At 66.5% G+C, this 22685-nt stretch carries 21 protein-coding genes; 7 read left to right on the top strand and 14 right to left on the bottom strand.

Annotated elements, in window-relative coordinates:
- Positions 1–3: 3 nt before the first annotated feature.
- The 4 genes from Q0L89_RS00155 to Q0L89_RS00140 all read right to left on the bottom strand — a co-directional run bounded on the left by Q0L89_RS00155 (position 4) and on the right by Q0L89_RS00140 (position 2095).
- The gene (locus Q0L89_RS00155) at positions 4–183 is read right to left on the bottom strand and encodes a hypothetical protein (protein ID WP_296761498.1); all 180 of its coding nucleotides are present in this window, start codon (positions 181–183) and stop codon (positions 4–6) included.
- A gap of 305 nt (positions 184–488) precedes the next feature.
- Complete coding sequence (locus tag Q0L89_RS00150; RefSeq protein ID WP_296761495.1) at positions 489–617, bottom strand: hypothetical protein; 129 nt, start codon at positions 615–617, stop codon at positions 489–491.
- Positions 618–729: 112 nt separating this feature from the next.
- Positions 730–1806, bottom strand: coding sequence for an ACR3 family arsenite efflux transporter (gene arsB / locus Q0L89_RS00145; protein WP_296761493.1), 1077 nt, complete (start codon positions 1804–1806; stop codon positions 730–732).
- Positions 1793–2095: a hypothetical protein gene (locus tag Q0L89_RS00140; RefSeq protein ID WP_296761490.1), complete on the bottom strand. Its 303-nt coding sequence runs from the start codon at positions 2093–2095 to the stop codon at positions 1793–1795. The genes arsB and Q0L89_RS00140 overlap by 14 nt, the downstream gene beginning before the upstream one ends.
- Positions 2096–2481: 386 nt before the next feature.
- On the opposite strand from Q0L89_RS00140, the gene Q0L89_RS00135 reads away from it, so the two are divergent.
- From Q0L89_RS00135 to Q0L89_RS00105, 7 genes are all read left to right on the top strand, one after another.
- Positions 2482–2838, top strand: a complete 357-nt coding sequence (locus Q0L89_RS00135; RefSeq protein ID WP_296761488.1) for a CidA/LrgA family protein — start codon at positions 2482–2484, stop codon at positions 2836–2838.
- On the top strand, positions 2831–3547 hold the full coding sequence (locus Q0L89_RS00130; protein WP_296761485.1) for an LrgB family protein: 717 nt from the start codon (positions 2831–2833) through the stop codon (positions 3545–3547). Before Q0L89_RS00135 ends, Q0L89_RS00130 begins: the two co-directional genes overlap by 8 nt.
- 260 nt (positions 3548–3807) lie before the next feature.
- Positions 3808–4908 carry a TRAP transporter substrate-binding protein DctP gene (dctP, locus tag Q0L89_RS00125; protein WP_296761484.1) on the top strand — a complete coding sequence of 367 codons (1101 nt, stop codon included), beginning with the start codon at positions 3808–3810 and terminating at the stop codon, positions 4906–4908.
- A gap of 83 nt (positions 4909–4991) precedes the next feature.
- Complete coding sequence (locus Q0L89_RS00120; protein ID WP_296761482.1) at positions 4992–6245, top strand: TRAP transporter small permease subunit; 1254 nt, start codon at positions 4992–4994, stop codon at positions 6243–6245.
- A gap of 3 nt (positions 6246–6248) precedes the next feature.
- Positions 6249–7604 carry a TRAP transporter large permease subunit gene (locus Q0L89_RS00115; protein WP_296761479.1) on the top strand — a complete coding sequence of 452 codons (1356 nt, stop codon included), beginning with the start codon at positions 6249–6251 and terminating at the stop codon, positions 7602–7604.
- Between the two features lie 209 nt (positions 7605–7813).
- Positions 7814–9952 carry a malate synthase G gene (locus Q0L89_RS00110; RefSeq protein WP_296761478.1) on the top strand — a complete coding sequence of 713 codons (2139 nt, stop codon included), beginning with the start codon at positions 7814–7816 and terminating at the stop codon, positions 9950–9952.
- A 30-nt stretch (positions 9953–9982) separates the two neighbouring features.
- Entirely contained in the window at positions 9983–10411 is a 429-nt protein-coding gene (locus Q0L89_RS00105) for a heme-binding protein (protein WP_296761476.1), read from the top strand.
- 54 nt (positions 10412–10465) lie between these two features.
- Here Q0L89_RS00105 and Q0L89_RS00100 read toward each other — a convergent pair whose 3' ends face one another.
- The 10 genes from Q0L89_RS00100 to Q0L89_RS00055 form a co-directional block, all read right to left on the bottom strand.
- Complete coding sequence (locus Q0L89_RS00100) at positions 10466–10999, bottom strand: NADH-quinone oxidoreductase subunit B family protein (protein ID WP_296761474.1); 534 nt, start codon at positions 10997–10999, stop codon at positions 10466–10468.
- 10 nt (positions 11000–11009) lie between these two features.
- Positions 11010–12521, bottom strand: a complete 1512-nt coding sequence (locus Q0L89_RS00095; RefSeq protein ID WP_296761470.1) for an NADH-quinone oxidoreductase subunit C — start codon at positions 12519–12521, stop codon at positions 11010–11012.
- A gap of 7 nt (positions 12522–12528) precedes the next feature.
- Positions 12529–13974, bottom strand: coding sequence for a hydrogenase 4 subunit F (locus Q0L89_RS00090; RefSeq protein WP_296761468.1), 1446 nt, complete (start codon positions 13972–13974; stop codon positions 12529–12531).
- A complete protein-coding gene (locus Q0L89_RS00085) occupies positions 13971–14636 on the bottom strand; it encodes a hydrogenase-4 component E (RefSeq protein WP_296761465.1) in 666 nt (221 codons plus the stop codon). The genes Q0L89_RS00090 and Q0L89_RS00085 overlap by 4 nt, the downstream gene beginning before the upstream one ends.
- A gap of 2 nt (positions 14637–14638) precedes the next feature.
- Positions 14639–15595, bottom strand: a complete 957-nt coding sequence (locus Q0L89_RS00080; protein ID WP_296761463.1) for an NADH-quinone oxidoreductase subunit H — start codon at positions 15593–15595, stop codon at positions 14639–14641.
- Positions 15586–17589 carry a hydrogenase 4 subunit B gene (gene hyfB / locus Q0L89_RS00075; RefSeq protein WP_296761460.1) on the bottom strand — a complete coding sequence of 668 codons (2004 nt, stop codon included), beginning with the start codon at positions 17587–17589 and terminating at the stop codon, positions 15586–15588. Before hyfB ends, Q0L89_RS00080 begins: the two co-directional genes overlap by 10 nt.
- A complete protein-coding gene (locus Q0L89_RS00070) occupies positions 17586–17882 on the bottom strand; it encodes a helix-turn-helix transcriptional regulator (RefSeq protein WP_296761458.1) in 297 nt (98 codons plus the stop codon). Before Q0L89_RS00070 ends, hyfB begins: the two co-directional genes overlap by 4 nt.
- 261 nt (positions 17883–18143) lie before the next feature.
- Entirely contained in the window at positions 18144–19376 is a 1233-nt protein-coding gene (locus Q0L89_RS00065) for an HlyD family efflux transporter periplasmic adaptor subunit (protein ID WP_296761457.1), read from the bottom strand.
- A 4-nt stretch (positions 19377–19380) separates the two neighbouring features.
- The gene (locus tag Q0L89_RS00060; RefSeq protein ID WP_296761454.1) at positions 19381–21747 is read right to left on the bottom strand and encodes an ABC transporter permease; all 2367 of its coding nucleotides are present in this window, start codon (positions 21745–21747) and stop codon (positions 19381–19383) included.
- Positions 21741–22469, bottom strand: a complete 729-nt coding sequence (locus tag Q0L89_RS00055; protein ID WP_296761450.1) for an ABC transporter ATP-binding protein — start codon at positions 22467–22469, stop codon at positions 21741–21743. The genes Q0L89_RS00060 and Q0L89_RS00055 overlap by 7 nt, the downstream gene beginning before the upstream one ends.
- Positions 22470–22685 lie beyond the last annotated feature (216 nt).

Genomic DNA, 22685 nt, shown 5'->3' with positions numbered 1-22685 from the left:
CGGTTAGCCTTTCCGCCGAATCGTGCCGGTCAGTTCCGTGGCGCCGGCCAGCAGAATCTCGGCGGGATTGAAGGCATCTGCGCGCCCGGCCATGTCGGTGTCGAGCGTGATCGTCGCATTCTTGGTGGTAGCCTGCGCGCCGTGGCTGTCGGTGCGCCGGGCGGAGACGTGATAGTCAAGCATGGGTCGTGCCCTCAATTGATGAATATCCATATCATGATGAATATCCATATCATTTTCGCGGCCAGCGCCAACAGCCGTACATCGATCAGTTTTTTCATGTGACCCTTGTTCAGGTGGTGATGCATGATCGTCGTGCCAAGGGCGCCTCCGATGATGGCCGCCACCGGCGCCGCGCCATGAAGCCCGAGATGAATGCTTGATCTTCGGAAGCATTCGAGCGTCCCTTCGATGCACGCGATGCCACGGGGCAGCACGTCAGGTCGTGCCTTGCGGCCCTGTTCCGGGCGCGAGGTATTCCGGCACCATCAGCACGGGCCGGCGCGCGCCATCACCGGCCAGCGTGGGTAGCGCGCCATGTCATCGGGGCTGGAAAGCCAGCCTTTCAACGCATCTTCGTGGCCATAGCCTGCGCCCTGCGCATAGCCCACCTTCACGTATGGCTCAGGATCACGCGGGTGATGCCGATGTCGTGCAAATCAGACAGGCAGTCGAGCAGCGGACCCTGCGCCGCCGAGTGATCGAGGGCGATCAATGCGGTGCGACACATCAGGTCTGTTCCGTCGACTTGGCATTGCGAATGGCGGTTTCCTCGGCCGGGAACCAGTGCGCGGTGCGGTTGGCGAACCACACAAGGGACAGCATCACCGGCACCTCGACCAGCACGCCCACCACGGTGACCAATGCGGCGATCGAGGTCAGCCCGAACAGCCCGATGGCCACGGCGACGGCCAGCTCGAAGAAGTTCGAGGTGCCGATCATCGCGCAGGGCGCGGCCACCTTGTGCGGCACGCGCCACGCCATGGCCGCCCAGTAGGCCACCGCGAAGATGCCGTAGTACTGGATCAAGAGCGGTATGGCGATCATCACGATCACCAGCGGCTGGTTCAGGATCACCTCGCCCTGGAAGCCGAAAAGCAGCACCACCGTGGCCAGCAGCCCGATGACCGACAGCGGCTTGACGCGCCCGGTAAAGCTCTCGACCGCCACCTCGCCCTCGGCGGCGCTGGGTGCGCCGCGCGTCAGCCGCAACCGGGTGATGACCCCGGCGACCAGCGGGATGACAACGTATAGCCCCACCGACAGGATCAGCGTCGCCCACGGCACGGTGATGTCGGTGACCCCCAGCAACAGCGCCACGATCGGCGCGTAGGCGAAGATCATGATCGTGTCGTTGAGCGACACTTGCACCAGCGTGTAGTTCGGGTCGCCGTGGGTAAGCTGCGACCACACGAACACCATCGCCGTGCAGGGGGCCGCCCCCAGCAGGATCATGCCGGCGATGTATTGCCCCGAGGTGCCCGGCTCGATGAAGGGCGCGAAGATGACCTCGAAGAAAAGCAGCCCCAGTGCCGCCATGGTGAACGGCTTGACCAGCCAATTCACCACCAGCGTGATGATCAGCCCCTTGGGCCGTTCGTGAATGCGCGCGAGGCTGGAGAAATCCACCCCCACCATCATCGGGTAGACCATGAACCAGATCAGCACCGCGACGACGAAGTTGACCGAGCCGTATTCCAGCGCGGCCAGGAAGTTCACGATGGCGGGGGCGATCTGGCCAAGCGCAACACCGCCCAGAATCGCCAGCGCGACCCAGACCGAGAGGTAACGTTCAAATGCGGACATGCGGGGCAGTCTCCTTCAGGGTCAAGCGGGTGCGCGGCGGGTCGGCGGGGCGAAATGGCGCCTGTGGCGGTCGGTGCCGCTCGAACGGCGCCAGGGCGGCATGAACACGGATCACGGTCGACTGTGCGAGCCCGACCTCGCCCACGATATCGCCGCCGATGCAGCCGGGCCGTGACAGCAAAAATTCGATAATCCGCACCCGTGCAGGAAGGGCCAGTGCCCTGGCAGTCGAGGCGATCGAGTCCGGACCGACGCGCGGAGACGTTCCGACAACATCACGGCTCGGCATTGCATGAATTCCTTGTATCGACGATCAACGATTAAGAATTGCTGATCGTCGATACAAGGGGGAACTGCATCCGCCCGCGTAGGGCGGTGGGGACGTCCAACCCCGGCGCCGCCCGCTCCGCCGCATGCCCCTGCAAAAGATCAACCGATCCGTCGGCAACTGCTCCATGAAGCTGAAAAACCGGTAGTGTCTGGGTTCGAAATCGGCGGGGGCTGACGGGTGCCGGGGCCTGTGCCCACCTCGATCTGCATCGTGCCCCATCGGACATTCACCTTGATCCAGGTCGCGAACTGCCGCAGGCTTCAGGGGATTTCGTGCCATTTTGGGGGGGGCGTCGGGATGGTGGAGCCGCTGTTTGAGAGCCTCGGGCGCAGGGCCATGCTTTCATGATCCGCAACATCGCGATCCTGCTTGTTTTCCAGTTGGGGGGAGAAACGCTGGCGCGTGGGGCCGCCTTGTCGGTGCCCGGGCCGGTGATCGGATTGGGGGCGCTGTTCCTTACGCTTCTGGCCGTGCCCGCGCTGGCGGATCGGATGCGCGACACGGCGAACGGGCTTCTGGCGCATCTGTCGCTGTTGTTCGTGCCGGCGGGCGTCGGGGTCTCCACGCATCTGGCAACCTTCGCCGATGCCGGTCCGGCCCTTGTTGCCGCGTTGGTGGGGTCCACGGTACTGGCGATCCTTGCGGGCGTGGGGGCGTTTTTGCTGACGGCAAGATTGACGGGGTCGCGCGGCGATGAATGACCCTTTCCAGCTCTGGTCTTATCTCGCACGCGAGCCGTTGTTGTGGCTAACCGTGACGCTGGCCGCCTATGTCATTGCCGACCGGATATCGGAATCGCTGGAAGGGTACGCGATCGCCAATCCGGTGTTGATCGCGATCCTGATCATCGCGGGGGTTCTGGGCCTCAGCGGCACCCCTTACGAGACCTATTTCGAGGGCGCGCAATTCGTCCACTTCATGCTTGGCCCCGCCACCGTGGCGCTGGCCGTGCCCCTGCATGCCAACCTCGGGCGGGTCAAGAAGGTGCTCATCCCCATGGCCGTGGCGTTGTTTGCCGGGTCGCTGACCGCGATCCTGTCGGCGCTCGGGATCGCCTATGCGATGGGCGTGCGGGGTGAAACCCTGTTGTCGTTGGCCCCGAAATCGGCCACGGCGCCGGTTGCCCTTGGCGTGTCCGAAGCGATCGGCGGAGAGCCGACGCTGACCGCCGTTCTGGTGATCCTGACCGGGATCACCGGCGCGATCGTCGCCACCCCGTTGCTGAACGCCCTGCGCATCACCGACTGGCGTGCCAGGGGGTTCGCCGTGGGCCTTGCTGCCCACGGCATCGGTACCGCGCACGCTTTTCGGGTCAACTCCACCGCCGGGGCGTTTTCCGGCATTGGAATGGGGCTCAATGCCATCCTGACGGCGATACTCGCGCCGCTGGTGGTTGCATTCCTTTTCTGATGCGTCGCGGCGCGTGGCGCGGTGGCGGGCGGGCGTTTGGCGGCTGCCGCGTATCCCATTGCGCAGAAATCGCCGTGCCGGCCCCGCCTTACGTGGCGGAAGCTAGTGCATTGACGTAAGACGGAATTTTCCAAAAATCGGTGAATTGGAGAAATATCTTTACCAATAAGCGAATTTGGTTAGTATTGCACAGGTGTCTAGAGGCACGGTCCGTGTGCCGACAGCACAAGACCGGCACGAGACTGAATAGGGAGGACAGTATGACCAACAAACTGATCACACGCCGCGCCGCGCTGAGCGGTCTGGCTACGGCCGGGGCCACGGGCCTCGCCGCGCCGTCGATCGCAACGGCCGCGGGCCAGACCACGACATGGAAGGTGCAAACCTCGTGGCCGGGCGGTATCGGGCTGAAAATCTTTGAAAGCTGGGCCAACTCGATCGTCGAGAAGACCGGCGGCGAACTGGCTTTCGAACCCTTCGGCGCCAAGGATGTCGTTGGCGATTTCCAGCTTTTCGACGCGGTGAAGAACGGCGTTCTGGACGCCGTGAACCCGTTCACCATTTACGCGCAGGGCATCATCCCGGCGGCGATGTTCCTGACCAGCTATCCGATGGGCCTGCGCAATCCGCACGAGTTCGACGTGTTCTACTACGGCCTGGGCGGTCTCGAAATGGCCCGCGAGCTTTATGCCAAGCAGAACATGTATTTCGTCGGGCCGATCCACCACGGGCCGAACATCATCCACTCCAAGGTGCCGATCCGCTCGGTCGATGACTTCGCCGGCCGCAAGATGCGCGCGCCCGGGGGCATGGTGGCGGAACTGTTCTCGGCGCTGGGCGCCAAGACAACGCTGCTGCCCGGCTCGGAGATTTTCCCGGCGCTGGAAAAGGGCACCATCGACGTGGCCGACTATGTCGGGCCGGCGGTGAACTACGCCCTGGGCTTCAGCCAGGTGACCGATTACATCTCGATGGGCCCTCCGGGCTTCATGTCGGTCTATCAGCCGGTCGACATCATGGACCTGACCGTCGGCATGGACAGCTGGAACGCACTCAGCCCCGAGATGCAGCAATTCGTCGAGATGGAAGTGCACAGCTATTCCGACATGCACCACGCCGCGATCCAGGCCGCCGACCAGGAAGCCTGGGACAAGTTCGAGGCCGACGGCACCGAGGTCACGCGCCTGGGCCAGACCGATGTCGAGATCATGACCGAGGTGGCGGTGCCGATCTGGTACAAGTACGCCAACCGCGACAAGGACGCCGCGCGCGTGTTCTCCACGCAGCTCGACTACATGATGTCGGGATCGTTGGGCTACGTCACGCCGGAAATGGTCGCGGGGCAGACGCTCGATCTCTGAGCTGACCCTGCACGTCTCGAAACGCCGCGCCCCACCGGATTCGGGGCGCGGCTCGCACTTGTGCCCAATCCGGGAACCATCTCATGCCAAGTCTCGACTTCACCTTGCCGCACTGGGCCTATTGGGCGACGCTGGTCGTCTTTCCGCTGGTTGCAATGGTCATGGCGCGGCGCTCGCGCGTGGAAGGATTCGCGCTGCCCATCGGCTATCTCGTCCTGGTCACCGGCGGCCTGTTCGGGCTGCACCGGCTTTACCTGCGCAACCTGTGGGGGCTGTTGTATCTGCCGCTGTTTGCCATGATCCTGGTCGCCAACGCGCAGGAACGCGATGCGCGCAACATGCAATCGCAGGCTAACAACACCGTCAGCAGCGCCCAGCGTGTGATCGAACGCGTCGCCCCCGAGGTGGAAGGCGTGGATGAAAGGATCGCCGCCCTGCGCGCCGATATCGACGCCGCCGAAGAGGGCAGCTTTGGCCGCATCCGCGCCGAGCGCATGTTGGAAAAGACGCTTGCCAACCGCGACCAAAACGCCGCGCGCCTGGCCGACATGCGCCAGAAGCTGGCGGACGCGGAGCCGCAACTTGCCGCCGCGATATCCGCCCGCGCCTGGTGGGGCAACGTGGCCTTCGCCATGTTCCTGTTGATATGCGCCTTCCTGGCGGTTGACGCGGTGCTGTTGCCGGGGATGATGCGCCGCGCACGGGCGCGGCTGGAGGTCCGGCAGGAAGCGGCCGCTCCCCCGCCGGGCAGTCTTGCCGCGATCGAGAAGGCCGCCGCAGAACGCCTCAGGGCCGAGGAAGCCCAGCAAGTGCAGGGCGATTTCGCCCATGTCGGCAGCGACTGGACCGGGGCCATCGACAGGCTGTCCTACTACACCGGCGAATTCGTCAGCTATTGGGCGGTGATCGCGGTGATGGCGTATTACTACGAGGTTGTCGCGCGCTATGTCTTCAATTCGCCCACCATCTGGGTGCACGAAGGCATGTATCTGATGTTCGGGATGCAATACCTGATCGCCGGGGCCTATGCCGCGCTGACCGACGCGCATGTCAAGGTCGATGTCTTCTATGCCGACTGGTCGCCGCTGCGCAAAGCGCTGGTCGACCTGTTCACGTCGATCTTCTTCTTCATCTTCGCGGGCACATTGCTGGTCACTGGCTGGATTTTTGCGATGGATGCCACCGTGGTGAATGAATTGTCCTTCTCGGAATGGAAAATCGCCTACTGGCCGTTCAAGTGGGCCATCGCCGTGGGGGCGGTGCTGCTGATCCTGCAAGGTATCTCGAAACTTGCCAGCGATGCCGCGACCGTCCGCAACAGCCTCAGGGGAGCCTGACCGATGGGCATTGAAATCGAAATCACCACCCTGACGGCACTGATGTTCGGCAGCCTTCTGGTGCTGCTGATGGCGGGGCTGCCGCTGGCCTTCGTCACCGGTGGGCTGGCCTGCGTGTTCCTGTTCATCCTGGGCGACTGGCAGACGCTCAATATCGTACCGTCGCGGATATTTCCGCTGATGACCAACTATCAGCTCTCGGCGATCCCGCTGTTCATTTTCCTGGCCGCGATGCTGGAACGTGCAGGCATCATCAACGAGATGTTCGACACGATCTACAAGCTGCTGGGCGGGGTGAAAGGCGGGCTGGCCTCGGCCACGATCATCGCCTCGACGATCCTGGCGGCGATGGTGGGCGTGATCGGCGCAGCGGTGGTGACCATGGGCATCATCGCGCTGCCGGCTATGCTCAAGCGCGGCTATGACCCCAAGATCGCCATGGGCTCGATCATGGCCGGCGGCACGCTGGGCATCCTGATCCCGCCGTCGATCCTGGCCATCATCTATGCGGTGGTGGCTGAACAATCGGTGGGCGAGCTGTTCATCGGCGCGGTGCTGCCGGGGCTGATGCTGTCGGGGCTCTACATTCTTTACGTCAGCCTCATGTGCACCATCGATCCGCGCAAGGGCCCGCCGATCCCGATCGAAGAGCGCGTCAGCAACGCCGAAAAGCTGCGCCTGCTGGGCAACATGGCGGCGCCGATCACGCTGATCTTCGTGGTGCTGGGGGTGATCTTTGCCGGCGTCGCGACCCCGGTCGAGGCGGCGGGCATCGGCACCTTCGGTGCCTTCATCGTCGCCGCCATCCACCGCAAGCTGGATTGGCCCACGGTGCGCGAGGCCTGCATGACCACGCTCAAGGCCAGTTCGATGGTGATCTGGATCATGTTCGGTGCCACCATCTTCGTCGGGCTTTACGTCCTTGAGGGCGGTCAGGAGTTTGTCGAGGAAACCGTCACCGGGCTGGGCCTGGGGCCGTGGGGCGTGTTGATCCTGATGCAGGTGGTGCTGGTCGCTCTGGGCATGTTCCTTGACTGGGTCGGCATCCTGCTGCTGGCGGTGCCGATCTTCGTTCCGATCGTCAAGGGGCTTGGCGCGCAGGCCTTCGGGCTGGGAAGCGAAGGCGACCTGGTGCTGTGGTTCGGGGTGCTTTACCTGGTGAACATGCAGATGAGCTTTCTGTCGCCGCCGTTCGGATACGCGCTGTTCTACCTGCGTGGCGTGGCACCGGCGGACATCCCGATGAGCGACATCTTCAAGTCGGCGCTGCCGTTCCTGTTCCTGCAGATCGCGGGGCTGGTGACCTGCATGCTGTTCCCGGAGGTAATCACATGGCTGCCCAACATCGTCTATGGGTGACAGGGCGCGGCCCTTTGATGCGGCCATGGCATGATTCTCGCGTTGCCGTTCCCGGTTCTTGCCCATGTGACGCCACATGCAGGGAGCGGCATGAGTGAGGATCAGATCCCTTGGGATGTCAGTATCGGTAAGAGGATAGTACCAAATATGTTGTTTTTCGCGCATTCCCCACTTGGGGCAGGCCTTGCACGCAGCAGGAGGAAAATGCGGTGACACGGCGGATCGACAAGAATGGCCTTCAGGTGGCCCAGGAACTGGTCACCTTCATCGAAGAGCGCGCCCTGCCGGGCACGGGCGTGGATGCCAGCGCCTTTTGGGAAGGGTTTTCAGAGCTGGTGCACGAGATGGGACCGCAGAACCGATCGCTGCTGGAGCAGCGCGACGAAATCCAGCGCCGCATCGACGCCTGGCACGTCGCGCGCGCCGGGCAGGCGCATGACGCGGCCGAGTATCGCGCCTTCCTCGAGGAGATCGGCTACATCGAACCGGATGGCGGTGAATTCGAGATTGAAACCACAGGCGTCGATCCCGAAATCGCCACCGTCGCCGGCCCGCAACTGGTGGTGCCGATCACCAACGCGCGCTTTGCGCTGAACGCGGCGAATGCGCGGTGGGGGTCGCTTTATGATGCGCTTTACGGCACCGATGCACTTGGTGATCTGCCGCCCGCGGGCGGCTATGACGCGGCGCGCGGCGCACGGGTCATCGCCTGGGGCCGCGCGTTCCTGGACGATGTCGTGCCACTTGCACAGGGAAGCTGGGCCGATGTAAGCGCGCTGTCGGTCGAGGGCGGGTCGCTATCGCCCGCGCTGGCCGATCCGGGGTGCTTTGCCGGGTATATCGGCACGGCGAAGGCCCCACAGGGCGTGATCGTGCGCCACAACGGACTGCACATCATCCTTGACGTCGATCCTTCCAGCCAGATCGGCGCCACCGATGCCGCCGGGATTTCGGATATCAGGCTGGAGGCGGCGCTTTCAACGATCATGGATTGCGAGGATTCGGTCGCCTGTGTCGATGCCGAGGACAAGGTTGCGGCCTACGAGAACTGGCTGGGCCTGATGACCGGCGATCTGACCGAAGAGGTCGAAAAGGGCGGTCGCCGTCTGACGCGGCGCCTGGCCGACGACATTGCCTATACCACGCCCGATGGTGATGCGGCGCGGCTCAAGGGGCGGTCGCTGATGCTGGTGCGCAATGTCGGGCACCTGATGACCACCCCGGCGGTTCTGGATCGTGACGGGCAGGAGGCCGGCGAGGGCCTGATGGACGCGCTGATAACCGTGGCCATCGCCATGCACGACCTGCGCCGCGAGGGCGGCAACAGCGACTGCGGCAGCGTCTACGTGGTCAAGCCCAAGATGCACGGCTCGGCCGAGGTGGCGTTCGCCGACGCGATGTTCGCGCGGGTCGAACGGATTCTCGGCCTGCCGGCCAACACCGTCAAGATCGGCATCATGGACGAGGAACGCCGCACCAGCGTCAACCTGCGCGAATGCATCCGCGCGGCGAAGGCGCGCGTGGCCTTCATCAACACCGGGTTCCTGGACCGGACCGGCGACGAGATCCACACCAGCATGGAGGCCGGCCCGATGCTGCCCAAGGGCGAGATGAAATCGACCCCCTGGATCGCCTCCTACGAGGATCGCAACGTCGATATCGGGCTGGCGTGCGGCTTTCGCGGGCGCGCGCAGATCGGCAAGGGGATGTGGGCCATGCCCGACCTCATGGCCGACATGCTGGAGGCCAAGATCGGCCACCCGCAGGCCGGGGCCAACTGCGCCTGGGTGCCCAGCCCCACGGCGGCGGTGTTGCATGCCACCCATTACCACAAGGTGGACGTGGCCGCGCGGCAGGACGAGATCGCCAAGGCCGGGCCGCGCGGCACGCTGGACGATCTGCTGACCATCCCGCTGATGAGCGGGCGCAACCTGCCCGCTGACGAGGTGACCCGCGAGATCGAGAACAACGCGCAGGGCATCCTGGGCTACGTGGTGCGCTGGATCGACCAGGGGGTGGGGTGCTCGAAGGTGCCCGATATCCACGACGTGGCCCTGATGGAGGACCGCGCCACCTGTCGCATCAGCAGCCAGGCGCTGGCAAACTGGCTGCACCAGGGAGTGGTGAGCAAGGCTCAGGTGATGGCGGCGATGAAGAAGATGGCCGCGGTCGTGGACCGCCAGAACGCGGGTGACCCGGCCTATCGGCCGATGGCGCCCGATTTCGACGGCGTGGCGTTCCAGGCGGCCTGCGATCTGGTGTTCGAGGGGCGCGCACAGCCCTCGGGCTATACCGAGCCGGTTCTGCATGCGCGGCGGTTGGAACTCAAGGCGCAGCAGCAGGGCTGAGCGCATACCGACACCATGGGAGAACACGACATGGCCACAGTTTCGCTAAGGCGCGCCCGCAAGATCATTCGCAAGGCACTGGAAGCCGGGCGCGCGGCCGGGATGAAACCGCTCAGCGTGGCGGTTCTGGACGCGGGCGGCCACCTGGTGGCGTTCGAGCGGTCCGACGGGGCCTCGCCGGGGCGCTTCGCCATTGCACAGGGCAAGGCCCACGGGGCCGTGATGCTGGGTATGGGCGGGCGCGCACAGATGGCGCGGGCCGAATCGCAAGCCTATTTCATGACCGCCATGAACGGTGCCTTCGACGGGCAGGTCGTGCCGGTGCCGGGCGGCGTTCTGCTGCGCGACCCGCGCGGCGCGGTACTCGGCGCGGTCGGGGTGACCGGTGACAGCTCGGACAACGACGAAGTGGCGGCGATGGCCGGCATTACCGCCGCGGGGCTGACAGGCGAGCCATGATCGCCGTCAGCCTTCCGCATGGATACCCGCGCGCCCCGGGCGGCACGCGCCCGCTCAGTCTTGTCCGGCCTCGATGTCCCTGCTTTCGACAAGGGCGCGCAGGCCCTTGAGCAGCGCCGTCGGGTCGGGCGGGCAGCCGGCGATGTGCAGATCGACCGGAACCACCGCATCGGCCCCGCCGGCAACGGCGTAGCTGCCGGCAAAGCAGCCGCCGTCTTTCGCGCAGTCGCCCACCGCGATCACCCATTTGGGCGCCGGCATGGCATCATGGGTCCGTCGCAGCGCCTCGGCCATGTTGTGCGTCACCGGCCCCGTCACCATCAGCACGTCGGCGTGGCGTGGCGAGGCGACGAAATGCAGCCCGAACCGTTCGAGATCGTAGAACGGGTTGCCGAGCGCCTGAATCTCCAACTCGCAGCCGTTGCACGACCCCGCATCGACCATGCGGATGGCGAGGCTGCGGCCGAGCCTGTCGCGCGCGCGGCGCTCGAGCGCGGCCGCCAATTCGGCGCTTGCGTCACCGTCCGGCGCGGGCGCGGCTTCCGTCAGCGGGCGCCGCATCAGACCTTCAAGAAGAAAACGTCGCATCAGTGCCCCCTTACAGGTCGTGCCCGGAATACGAGCAGTTGAAGGATTTGTTGCACAGCGGAAAGTCGGCGATGATGTTGCCCTCGATCACCGCCTCCAGCAGCGGCCACTGAAACCAGGACGGGTCGCGCATGTGGCAACGCGCGATGGTGCCGTCGGGGTCGAGCGACAGCCAGACGAGGATATCGCCGCGGAATCCCTCGACCAGCCCCAGCCCGGTGCGGGCCGCGCCGGCCGGGGGCACCTCGGCAAGCACCGGTCCCGAGGGCAGCGCATTCAGCATCTGCGTGATCAGCGAGCAGCTTTGCTCGACTTCCTTGATGCGCAGCCAGATGCGGGCGTTGACATCGCCGTCCTCGCGCAGGGGCACCTCCAGCCGCAGCATGTCATAGGGCGCGTAGCGCAGGTCGCGGCGGGTGTCGTAATCGCGCCCCGAGGCGCGCCCCACATGGCCGCCCGCCCCGAAACGCTGCGCCAGATCGGGCGACAGGTGGCCGGTGCCAACCGTCCGATCGAGCAGCGAGGCGGTGGTGTCATATAGCGCGACCAGCGGCGGAAACCCGTCGCGGATCGTCTCGACCAGGGCGCGTATCGCCGTCACGCCCTCGGCGTCGAGGTCCACCGTGACGCCCCCCGGCACGATCCGGTCGCGCATGAAGCGGTGGCCGAACGCCCGTGCGGCGGCGCGTAGCACCATTTCGCGCAGCACGCTCGTCTGCGCCAGCATCATCGGGAAGGCCGCATCGTTGCAGATCGCGCCGATATCGCCCAGATGATTGGCCAGCCGCTCGAGTTCGGCCATGATGCCACGCAAGGCAAAGGCGCGGTCGGGCACCTTGACGACGAGCGCCGCCTCGGTCGCCTGCGCGAAGGCGAAAGAATAGGCCACGGTGCTGTCGCCCGAGCAGCGCCCGGCCAGTTCCGCGCCGCGCGCGAGGCTTGCCCCTTGCATCTGCCGGTCGATTCCCTTGTGGGTGTAGCCCAACCGTTCTTCCAGCCGGACCACCGTTTCGCCTTGCGCGGTAAAGCGGAAATGCCCGGGCTCGATGATGCCGGCATGAACCGGGCCCACCGGCACCTGGTGCAGGCTTTCTCCCTCGACCGGCAGGAAGGGGTAGGGGGCATGGCCCGGGTGCGGTGCGGCGGCCCCCAGCGGGTGCAAGATACCCCAACGGCCATGATCCAGCCAGGGACGCGCATCCTCGGCGCCCAGTGGCGCAAGGCCGAAGAGGTCTGCCGCCGCGCGTTCCAGGCGCTGCGCCGGCGCGTGGTGCAGCCCGACCGAGGGGAAGCCGTCCCCAAGGCCGTCGAGCCGCGCCACCGCGACGCGGCGCGCGGCGCTGTCGTGCAAGGCCATGCAGACCGCGCCGTGTTCGGCCCAAAGGCTCATCAGCGTGACCCGCCCGGCGGCAAGCGCCTGTGCCAGGGCCGTCCATTGCGGCGCGCTGACGGTCGTTGCACCGAAAGGGGCGGCGCGGAAATCACGCGCGCGTGTCCAGGCAAGATCGGGTAACTCGGTCATGCGCATCTCATCCCAGAATGGCTGCCACGGTCTGGAACCACTCGACCATCGCGCGTGGCATGTGAAGGCCGATCCAGTATATCAGCGCCAGATGCAGCCAGAGCGGCACGAGCGAGCCGGCCATCGGGTGATCCTCGTCCGTGGGGGTGCCGAAGGCCACGCCGGTCAGCCGCAACAGCAGCGCACCGAAGGCCAGCAGCAGGCCGAAGACGAGGATCAGCGCCAGCACCGGCGCCCTTGCGAAACTTGTGGTAACGAGGAGGAACTCGCTCATGAACACTCCCGAGGGTGGCATCCCGGCGATCGACAACACCGCCAGCACCAGCCCCCAGCCAAGCGCCGGATGGCTTTGCGTCAGGCCGCGGATTTCGGCCAGCTTCTGCGTGCCCTTGATCTGTGCGACATTGCCGACGGCGAAGAAGATCGCAGATTTGGTCAGCGAATGCATCACCATGTGCAGCAAGCCGGCGAAATTGGCCAGCGGCCCGCCGATGCCGAAGGCAAAGACGATGATCCCCATGTGCTCGATCGAGGAATAGGCGAAGAGGCGTTTGATATCGCGCCGGGGGTAAAGCATGAAGGCGGCGAAGACGAGCGACAGAAGGCCCAGCCCGATCATCAGGGGGCCGGGTGCCACGGCCTCGGCATTGGCGGTCATCAACAGCTTGAAACGCAACACGGCGTAAAGCGCCACGTTCAGCAACAGCCCCGACAGCACCGCCGAGATCGGCGTCGGCCCTTCGGAATGGGCGTCCGGCAGCCAGGCGTGAAACGGGGCAAGCCCCACCTTGGTGCCATAACCCACCAGCAGGAACACGAAGGCGACGTTCAGCATCGCCGGGTCGAAACGCGGTGCGGCCGCGATCAGGTTGGTCCAGACCATCGCCGGCGTGCCCTCGCCCAGCACCGGCTGCGCGGCGAGGTAGACGAGGATGGTGCCGAACAGCGCCAGCGCGATGCCGACCGAGCCGAGGATGAAATACTTCCACGCTGCTTCCAGCGCCTCGTGCGTTCGGTAGAGCCCGACCATCAGCACCGTCGACAGCGTGGCGAGTTCCACCGCCACCCACATCAGGCCGATATTGTTGCTGGTCAGAGCCAGGTTCATGCCGAACATCATCATCTGATACATGGCATGGTAGAAACGCAGGTTAGCGGGCGTCAGCCGGCCGGTTTCCAGCTCGTGACCGATATAGCTGGCCGAGAAGACGGCGGCGGTCAGCCCGACGAAGGTGTTGAGCACCACGAAGACGATGTTGAGATCGTCGACCAGCAGAAAATTGCCCGGTGCCGGGCGTTCCAGCACGAACAGCGACGCCGCGGCGAGAAAGGTCAGCAGGCTTGCGGCGACGTTGATCCACGCACTCGCCCGGTAGCCCGGCAGAAGGACCAGAAGCGCCGCCGCTGCGACGGGCAGGACGAGGATGGCGAACAGGGCATCGGCACCGGTCATCGCCGCTCTCCCCGGAAGGCATCCAGCGCCTCGGTATCGACCGAGTCGAAGCGTTCACGAATGCGGAACAGGAACACCCCGATCACGATCATCGCGATCAGCACCGAGAAGGCGACACTGATTTCCACCACCAGCGGCATGCCCTGCGCCCCTGCGGCGGCCAGGATCAGCCCGTTTTCGAGCGACATGAAGCCCACGACCTGGGTGACCGCGTTGCGCCGGGTGACCATCATCAGCATTCCCAGCAGGATCACCGACAGGGCAAAGGCCAGATCCTCGCGCGCCAGCGGGTTCTCGGCCGCTTCGGTCAGTTGCAGCATCAGCAGGATCGACAACGCCACCAGCCCCATGCCGGCCAGCATCGTCGGCACCACGCCGGTGACGGTTTCGACCGTGCGCTGAATGCCCATCCGCGCCACCACGCGGTGCAACGCCCATGGCACGATGATCGCCTTGAAGATCAGCGCGATCGCCGCCGTGGCGTAAAGGTGCGGCGCATCCCGGGTGAACGCCTGCCAGGCCACCGCCATCGCCAGTAGCAGGGCCTGAAGAGCGAAGGTGTTGAGAAGCGCATAGAGCCGGTCCTGATAGATCATCATGAAGCTGACCAGCACGAGACTGCCGGCCAGAAGATGCGCGATGTCGAACGCCAGATCATGCATCGCTAGAGGCTCCTGGAAACGAAAAGCAAAAGCGTGCCCAACAGCCCCAGCATCAGCGCCGCGCCCAGGAAATCGGGCACCCGGAAGACCCGCATCTTGGCGATCGACGTCTCGAACACCGCCAGCATCACGCCGCCGACCGCCAGCTTGGCGAGAAACGACAACGCACCCAGGGCAAGGCCGCCGGCCCCGGCGCTGGCCGGGGCGATCCCCCATGGCACGAAGATGCAGCCGATCAGCGCCATGTAGAGCAGCAGCTTCAGCGACGCGGCCAGTTCGATCATCGCCAGGTGGCGCCCGGAATACTCCAGCACCATCGCCTCGTGTACCATCGTCAGTTCCAGGTGCGTCGCCGGGTTGTCCACCGGGATGCGCGCGTTCTCGGCCAGCGCGACGATGATCAGCGCCACCAGTGCGAGGCCCATCGACACCCGGATGCCGACCGCGTCCGAGGCCACGAAGGTCACGACATTCGACAGTTGCGTCGATCCCGCCACCAGCGCGACCGTGAACACCATCAACAGCATCGCCGGCTCCGCCAGCGCGCCGATCATCATCTCGCGCGATGCACCCAGCCCGCCGAAACTGGTGCCCGCGTCCATCCCCGCCAGCGCCAGGAAGAACCGCGCGCTGCCCAGAAGCGCGACCAGCGCGATGAGGTCCGCCGTCCAGCTGAATTGCAACCCGATGGCAAAGGTCGGCACCAGCGCGGCGGCGACCCAGGTCGCGGCGAAGATCATGTAGGGTGAAACCCGGAACAGCCACGAGGCGTTTTCGGCAAGCACCACGTCCTTGCGCATGAGCCGCATCAAATCGCGATAGGGCTGCACCACCGGCGCCCCCCGTCGCCGCATCAGCCGCGCCTTGACCTTGCGCACCAGCCCGGCCAGGCCGGGCGCCAACGCCAGCACCACGAGCATCTGCACACCTTGAAGGATCAGGCCGATGATCAGTTCCATATCGTCAGCCCCGTCAGCAGAAGGATGAGCGAGCCGAACACCAGGCTCAGGTAGCGACGAATCGTCAGGAACTGCAGCGCGTTGAGCCGGGCCGCGGCGGCGCCGACGAATGCGATGAGCGGGATGTATACGCGGGTCCAGGCCAGATCCTCAGTATGTGCTGTGTGCCGCGCCGGTTTTGTGTCGCCCGGCGGCGGCATGGTCACCGTCTCGCGCGCGGCCAGGACGGTGGCCATGACCCGGCGGATCGGCTGGGCGAAACTGCCCGCGCCGTATTGTGTGACCGGGTCGGCATTCGGAAACCCGCAGTCCCAGGCGGGGGCACGGCGCAGCCTGCGCGAGGCGAGGCGATGCACCAGCCACGCGCTCAGCCCGCCGGAGATCGCGACGAACACCATGACAAGAAATCCGCTGTAGCTGCTTTGAACATTCGCCACGGGCACCAGCGTGAACCAGTGGTTGCCAGCCTGCATCGGCACACGCGACCCCAGGGCCCGCTCGACCGCCGGCGCCACGAGGTCGACCAGAAGGCCCGGCACGATCCCCGCGAAACCGCACAGAAGCGCAAGCCCGGCCATCGCCGAAAGCGACCAGCGGTCGGTCTCCACCGCCTCCTGCGCCACGTCCGTGCGCGGGCGTCCAAGGAAGATCACCCCGTAGAAGCGCACGAAACAGGCCGCCGCCAGCGCCGCGGCCAACGCCAGCAGCCCGCCCACGGCGGGAACCAGGAACTGCAGACCCGGCTGCGACAGTTGCGGGCTTTGCAGGATCGCTTGAAACAGCAGCCACTCCGAAACGAAGCCATTCAGGGGCGGCAGCGCCGAAATCGCGGTGACGCCCACAAGCGCCAGGAATGCCGTCTTCGGCATCCGGTGAATGAGCCCGCCGAGCCCATCGAGATCGTGCCGCCCGGTGGCATTCAGCACTGCCCCCGCGACCATGAACAACAGGCTCTTGAACAGCATGTGGTTCATCGCGTGGATCAGTCCCGCCGTCAGCGCCAGCGCCGCCAGCGTCTGCATGTCGTTGGCCCGGAACGCCAGCGCCAGACCGAGGGCCGCGAAGATCACGCCGATGTTCTCGATCGTCGAGTAGGCCAGAACCCGTTTGGCGTCGCCATCGACATTGGCAAAGAGAATGCCCATCACCGCCGTCACCGCGCCGGTCACGATCACCGGAACGCTCATCCACCAGGGCACCGGGCCCAACAGGTCAAACGCCACGCGGATGAAGCCGTAAAGCGCGACCTTGGTCATCACCCCGCTCATCAACGCCGAGACATGGCTGGGCGCCGCCGGATGCGCCACCGGCAGCCAGACATGAAGCGGCAAGAGCCCCGCCTTCGATCCCGCGCCGACCGCCGTCAGCCCCAGTACCAGCGCCGCCAGCGCCGGGCCGTGTTCGACGGCGCGCATCGCGGCGAAGTCGTAGCTGCCGTCGGCCCCCGCCATCAGGCCGAACGCCAGCAGCAGCACCATCGTCCCGAATCCCGCCATGACGAGGTACAGATACCCCGCGCCGCGCGTCTCTTGCTCGCGATGATGGGTCAGAACAAGCGCCCAGGACAGCAGCGACATGGTCTCCCACGAAAGCAGAAAGGTGAAGGCGTCGGCTGCCAGCACGACCATGGTCATTGCGCCCAGAAAGCCGGGATAGAACGGCAGCACCCGGTGCGGCTCGTGTTCTTGCCGGCCGTAACCGATGGCATAGGCGCTGATCGCCGCCCCGCCGAGCCCGATGATCGCCGCAAACACCGCCGACAGCGCATCGAGGCGCAGATGCGCGCCCAGCCAGGGCAGGCCGACCGGCAGCGTCATGTGCGTCGCCGCGCCGCCCGTGACCAGTGCCACCAGCCCGGCCCCAAGAAGCCCAAGCGACAGCACCGCGCTGGCGCCATAGACAAACACCGACGCCCATGACCGACCGCGCAACCCGGTCGCCACCAGCGAGAGCGCCAGAAACCCCGCCGCAAGTGATGCCGCCGCCGCGATCATTCGTCGTCTCCGCCTCCGCCTCTGCCTCCGCCGGGCGGGCGTTCTCGCGGATGTTTGAGCCGCACGCCGCGCCCGCACCCGGCACTTGCCGCGCCCTCGGCAATCAACTCGATTCCGGCCATCTCGAGCGCCTCGACCACCCGTGTCAGGCTGTCGACCGTGCCGCCGACGACGCTCTCGCTCGCCTCCATCCGCTGGATGGTGGGGACCGAAAGCCCGGCCATTCGCGCCAGCGCCTTCTGATCGACCCCGAGCAGCGCCCGCGCTGCCCTGATTTGCGGACCGGTGATCATTCATTTTGCCTGCTACAAATCTGCATTGATGTGTAAGATATCAAGCGAGTTCTATTTTGCAACATCCTGGCAGGACTTTCCGATGCGCTCGGGCGCGACCATCGCGACCGGAGGATCGTCGCCACCTTCGGCGCGGCCGGTTTTTGGGGCTTGATGTCCGGCGCAACGACCGGCCTTCGGCGGCCCGCGATCCCCGCGGCGCTGGCCCGCAATCACGTCAGGCACGATGGTACGGACCCGGCAGGCGCGTCCCGCGCCCGGTCAGTAGGCGCTGCGCGGCGCGATGCGCTGTGCGTCGCTCAACCCCGCCGGTGGGTACAGCACGATGCGCGCGCCGTCTTCCAGCCCCGCGGCGATGGCCGCCGTGACGCCGTTGTTGGCGGCGACCTCGACCGGTGTCTTGTGCGCGACCCCGTCGCGCGCGACGAACAGCGCCCAGCCGTCGCCGTCGCGGAACAGCGCCCCCGACGGCACCTTCAGGGCGTCGTCGTCGGACCACTCGACGATGCGCACCTCGACGCGGTAGCCGTGGCCGAGCGCGGCGCGGTCCTCGTAGGTGCTGTCGAACCCGATGGTGACGGTTACGCGCTGTTCCTCGACACCCAGTGCCGAGACCCGCGTCACCCCTCGCGGCGCGACGCGCGTCACGGTCCCGGACAGCGGCTTTGGTCCGCCCCAGTCGTCGATGATCACCGCGTCGCCGGGGGATACGCGCACCGCGTCGCGGCTCAGCAGGTCGGCCTGCACTTCCAGTCCGTCGGCGATGTTGCCGATTTCCAGCACCGGTGTGCCGGCCGGCAGGGTGGTTTCGCTTTGCTGCATCACCCGCAGGATGCGCCCGGTGATCGGGGCGTGCAGCGCGATGGTCTGGGCCTCGTCGGCGGCAGCGCGGGTCGGGTCGGCTTCGTCGTCGAAGCTGCGCAACTGGGCCTGCGCCTTTTCCAGCTCGGCCACCCGCATCGAGATACCCGCCCGCGCGGTATCCAGTGCCGCCTCGGCGGCGCGGGCGGTGCGTTCGGCCGCGTCCAGCGCCGCGCGGCTGGCGATCTCGCGCTCGAACAGCTTGCGGGTGCGCTCCAGTTCCGCTTGCGCGAGGTCGCGGTCGGCCTGGGCCTTGTGCAGGTTGGCCTGGGCCAGGCGCAGCGCCGCCTGGGCGGCGGTGACGTTGGCGCGGGCCTGTTCGCGGGTGCGCGCGTCCAGCGCCGCCGACAGGGTGGGGCGCATCCGCGCCACCACGGTTTCACCGCGCGTCACGCCGTCGCCGGGTTCGACCTCGACCCGCATCAAGCGCCCGGTGATCGGGGTCGAGACGATGTAGGGGTCATGCACGCGGGTGCGCCCCTCTTCGTCGATCGTCACCCGCATCGGGCCGCGTTCGGCGGTGCCGATATCCACCAGTTGCGGTTTCGGCCAGAAGGCATAGCCCACCCCGGTCACGAGGATGCCTGCGATGACCAGGCCGATGACGATGCGCGAGTGTTTCCTGCGTGCCATGGTCCTATTCCCGTGTCTTGAGCGCCGTGACCAGGTCCAGCTGCGTCAGGTTGCGCCATACCATGCCCGCCGATACCACAGCGGCGATCACCACGGCCAGGATGGCGGCGCCGTAGTTGGAGGCCCGGAACACCACCGGAATCTGGTAGAGGTCGGTGCTGAACCCCTCGACGATCGCCCAGGTCAAGCCATAGCCCAGCCCGATCCCGAGGGGAATGGCCAGCAGCGTCACGATGGCCAGCTCCCCCAGCAGGACGAACCCGGCCTCGGCACGGGTAAAGCCCATCACCCGCAGGCTGGCCAGGTCGCGGCTGCGTTCGGCAAAGGCGATGCGCGCGGCGTTGTAGACGATGCCGAAGGTGATGATTGCCGCTACCAGCAGCATCACGTAGCGCACCGACCCCGGCCCGGTGTTCATCAGCTCGACCAGCGCCGCGCGGGCATCGGCCTTGCGGGACACGCCGATAACCGCCGGCATGTCCTTGAGTTGCTGATACAATGTCTCGCGGGCGGCGCTGTCGATGGTCAGCAGCGCCCCCGAGGCGCGCTCGGGTTCGTTCAGTGCGCGGCCCAGCGCGCCGATTTCCATGAAGGCCGGCGCGCCCAGCAGGGTTTGTGCCACCGCCGCGACCGGCAGGCGCAGGACCGGGCGGCGCCCTTCGCGCACCTCCACGCTCAGCATGTCGCCGGGCGCCACGCCCAGGATATCGGCCAGCGGTTCGGCCAGTGTGATGCCGTCGCGGCGCAGTTCCAGCGGCTGATGCCGGGCGTCGATGATACGGTTGAGCGCCGGCGCGCGGGGCCGCCCCTCGATCGTGCCGCGATAGCTGCGCGTGCCGTTGCGCAGGATCGCGGGCACCACGCGCATCGGCTCGGTACGCAGCACGCCCTCCATGCGGCCAAGTTCCAGCAGCGCCTTGCGCGGTAGCGGATGGGTGAAGCTGACGGTCATGTCGGACCGGTTCATCACGTTGAAAGACAGATCTACTGCCGTGTTGAAACCGCTGACCACCGTCAGCGTGGATGCCGACAGCGCCATTCCCGCCGCGATCCCGACGACGCTGCCCAGCATCCGCCCCGGATAGCGGCTGAGCCGGCGCAGCACCATGCGGCTGGGCTGATCCAGCCAGCGTCGGAACGCCCCGGCCAGATCGAAGGTGCGGCTGTAATCGGGCGGCGCCGGCGGGCGCATCGCCACCGCCGGCGTCAGGGTCAGAACGTGGCGGACCACCGCCAACCCGCCGGCCGTCGCCGCCAGCATGCTGATCGTGAAACCGACGACGAAACTGACCGGGTCGAGCGTGAACACCAGGAACGGAAACTTGAAATAGGTCTGGTAGAAGACCGCCATCGCGTGCCCGGCCCAGATGCCCGCGACCGACCCGGCCACCGCACCCGACAGCGCGATCAACACCACCAGTTTCAGGTAATGCCAGCCGACCTCGACGCCGCTGTAGCCGAACGCCTTGAGCAGCCCGATCTGCTCGCGCTCGGCCTGTACGATGCGAGCGGTCACGATATACAAAAGGAAGGCCGCGATGCCCAGGAAGATGGGCGGCACCGTGCCGGCCGAGGATTTCAGCCCGCGGATTTCCTCGCTCACGAACCGGTTCGAGGGCAGGTCGTCCAGCGCGTAGGCGCCCGCCGCACCGTATGGGGCCAGCAGGCGGTCGGCCGTGTCGATCAGGGCCTGCGGGGTCTCGCCGCGCTCCAGCGTCAGCAGAACCTCGTTGAACGCACCGCGCATGTCATAGGCCGCCGCCAGCGCCGCGCGGCGCATCCAGAACACCGCAAAACGCGCGTCATCGGGCACCATCTCGCCCGGTGCGGTGGTGTACAGGAACTCGGGCGCGCGGGCCAGCCCGACGATGCGCAGGCGATGGCGTGCCCCGTTCATGGTCACGTCGAGACTGTCGCCGGGGCTCAGCCCGCGCGCCCTTGCGAACCCCGCCAGCAGAACGATCTCGTCGGCGCTGGCGGTGCGCGGCAAACGCCCCTCGGCAAGATAGATGTCGTTGAGCCGCGGCATGCCTTCATCGGGCAGCGACAGCGTCTGCGCCCGGATCGGTAGGGCCCCTTCGCCGGGGTCGATCAACGCCTGCCCCTTGATGCGCGTGGTCGCCGCCGCGACCCGCCGGTCGTCGGCCAGCCGTGCGGCCACCCGTTCGGGGGCGCGGGTGACGGGCACGAACACGTCGGCAAGGCGGTAGCGGTCGTAATAGGCGCGGCGCGTTTCATCCAGCGTGCCCACCAGCCCGGTCATCATCACCTGCATCAGCACGCCCAGACCGATCACCAGCGCGATCGCCGCCGCCTGGCCCTTGATGCGCCACAAATCGCGCACCAGCTTGCGGTCGAGCGGCGCTACCATTCGATCTCTGCCGCGCCGAGCGGGGCATCGTTGTGCACGATTTCCCGGATATCGCCATCGGCGAAATGGATCACGCGGTCGGCCATGGCGGCTGTCGCGGCGGCGTGGGTGACGATCAGGACCGTCGTGCCCAGGCGTTTGTTGACATCCGACAAGACCTTGAGCACGGCACGCCCGGTGGTGCTGTCCAGTGCGCCGGTGGGCTCGTCACAGAACAGGACGGTGGGCTGTTTGGCCACGGCGCGGGCGATGGCGACGCGCTGCTGCTCGCCGCCGGACAATTCCGACGGGTAGTGATGGCTGCGCTGCTCCAGCCCGACCAGCGCCAGCGCCTCGTCCGGCGCCATCGGGTCGGCGGCGATCTCGGTGACCAGCTCGACGTTTTCATAGGCGGTCAGGCTGGGCATCAGGTTGTAGAACTGGAACACGAAGCCGACATGGTCGCGCCGGTAGCGGGTCAGTTGCGCTTCGGTCATCGCGGTCAGGTCGCGGTCCTTGAACATCACGCGCCCGGAACTGGCCCTGTCGAGCCCGCCGATGATGTTGAGAAGCGTGGACTTGCCGCTGCCCGACGGGCCCAGCAGCACCACCAGCTCGCCCTCCGGCAGGGTCAGGTCGAGCCCGCGCAAGGCGTGCACGGCCGCAGGACCGGTGCCGTACACCTTGCTCAGCGACGACACGGTGAAGATCGGGGCAGGGGTGGGTCGGTCTTTGTTCTGCACGGGCGAAACCTTTGCTGCCACGGCGCCAGCCTAGCAAAATCCCCGCAGGTTTACAGCGGCAAGAGACACCGCCGCCCCGAAATCCACCGCCCCCCGCGACGGGCGCGGCACGCGATCGGGTGCCGGTCGGTGAAAAACCCGGTCAGCGCCCCGCACCGCGTACCCGCGCTTTGCCACCACACCCTGAGCGGGTGCAGGCCGCAAGGCCGAAGCCGG

The sequence above is a fragment of the Sediminimonas sp. genome, assembly GCF_024637375.1.
Taxonomy (GTDB): Bacteria; Pseudomonadota; Alphaproteobacteria; order Rhodobacterales; family Rhodobacteraceae; genus Sediminimonas.
The sequence above is the reverse complement of the archived record's forward strand: the minus strand, read 5'-3'. Positions and strand labels throughout refer to the sequence as shown.

What these genes read in the sequence shown, in the direction of transcription:
- Q0L89_RS00155 (WP_296761498.1), bottom strand. Translation starts at nt 183, where the DNA reads ATGCTTGACTATCACGTCTCCGCCCGGCGCACCGACAGCCACGGCGCG.
- arsB (WP_296761493.1), bottom strand. Translation starts at nt 1,806, where the DNA reads ATGTCCGCATTTGAACGTTACCTCTCGGTCTGGGTCGCGCTGGCGATT.
- Q0L89_RS00140 (WP_296761490.1), bottom strand. Translation starts at nt 2,095, where the DNA reads ATGCCGAGCCGTGATGTTGTCGGAACGTCTCCGCGCGTCGGTCCGGAC.
- Q0L89_RS00135 (WP_296761488.1), top strand. Translation starts at nt 2,482, where the DNA reads ATGATCCGCAACATCGCGATCCTGCTTGTTTTCCAGTTGGGGGGAGAA.
- Q0L89_RS00130 (WP_296761485.1), top strand. Translation starts at nt 2,831, where the DNA reads ATGAATGACCCTTTCCAGCTCTGGTCTTATCTCGCACGCGAGCCGTTG.
- dctP (WP_296761484.1), top strand. Translation starts at nt 3,808, where the DNA reads ATGACCAACAAACTGATCACACGCCGCGCCGCGCTGAGCGGTCTGGCT.
- Q0L89_RS00120 (WP_296761482.1), top strand. Translation starts at nt 4,992, where the DNA reads ATGCCAAGTCTCGACTTCACCTTGCCGCACTGGGCCTATTGGGCGACG.
- Q0L89_RS00115 (WP_296761479.1), top strand. Translation starts at nt 6,249, where the DNA reads ATGGGCATTGAAATCGAAATCACCACCCTGACGGCACTGATGTTCGGC.
- Q0L89_RS00105 (WP_296761476.1), top strand. Translation starts at nt 9,983, where the DNA reads ATGGCCACAGTTTCGCTAAGGCGCGCCCGCAAGATCATTCGCAAGGCA.
- Q0L89_RS00100 (WP_296761474.1), bottom strand. Translation starts at nt 10,999, where the DNA reads ATGCGACGTTTTCTTCTTGAAGGTCTGATGCGGCGCCCGCTGACGGAA.
- Q0L89_RS00095 (WP_296761470.1), bottom strand. Translation starts at nt 12,521, where the DNA reads ATGACCGAGTTACCCGATCTTGCCTGGACACGCGCGCGTGATTTCCGC.
- Q0L89_RS00090 (WP_296761468.1), bottom strand. Translation starts at nt 13,974, where the DNA reads ATGACCGGTGCCGATGCCCTGTTCGCCATCCTCGTCCTGCCCGTCGCA.
- Q0L89_RS00085 (WP_296761465.1), bottom strand. Translation starts at nt 14,636, where the DNA reads ATGCATGATCTGGCGTTCGACATCGCGCATCTTCTGGCCGGCAGTCTC.
- Q0L89_RS00080 (WP_296761463.1), bottom strand. Translation starts at nt 15,595, where the DNA reads ATGGAACTGATCATCGGCCTGATCCTTCAAGGTGTGCAGATGCTCGTG.
- hyfB (WP_296761460.1), bottom strand. Translation starts at nt 17,589, where the DNA reads ATGATCGCGGCGGCGGCATCACTTGCGGCGGGGTTTCTGGCGCTCTCG.
- Q0L89_RS00070 (WP_296761458.1), bottom strand. Translation starts at nt 17,882, where the DNA reads ATGATCACCGGTCCGCAAATCAGGGCAGCGCGGGCGCTGCTCGGGGTC.
- Q0L89_RS00065 (WP_296761457.1), bottom strand. Translation starts at nt 19,376, where the DNA reads ATGGCACGCAGGAAACACTCGCGCATCGTCATCGGCCTGGTCATCGCA.
- Q0L89_RS00060 (WP_296761454.1), bottom strand. Translation starts at nt 21,747, where the DNA reads ATGGTAGCGCCGCTCGACCGCAAGCTGGTGCGCGATTTGTGGCGCATC.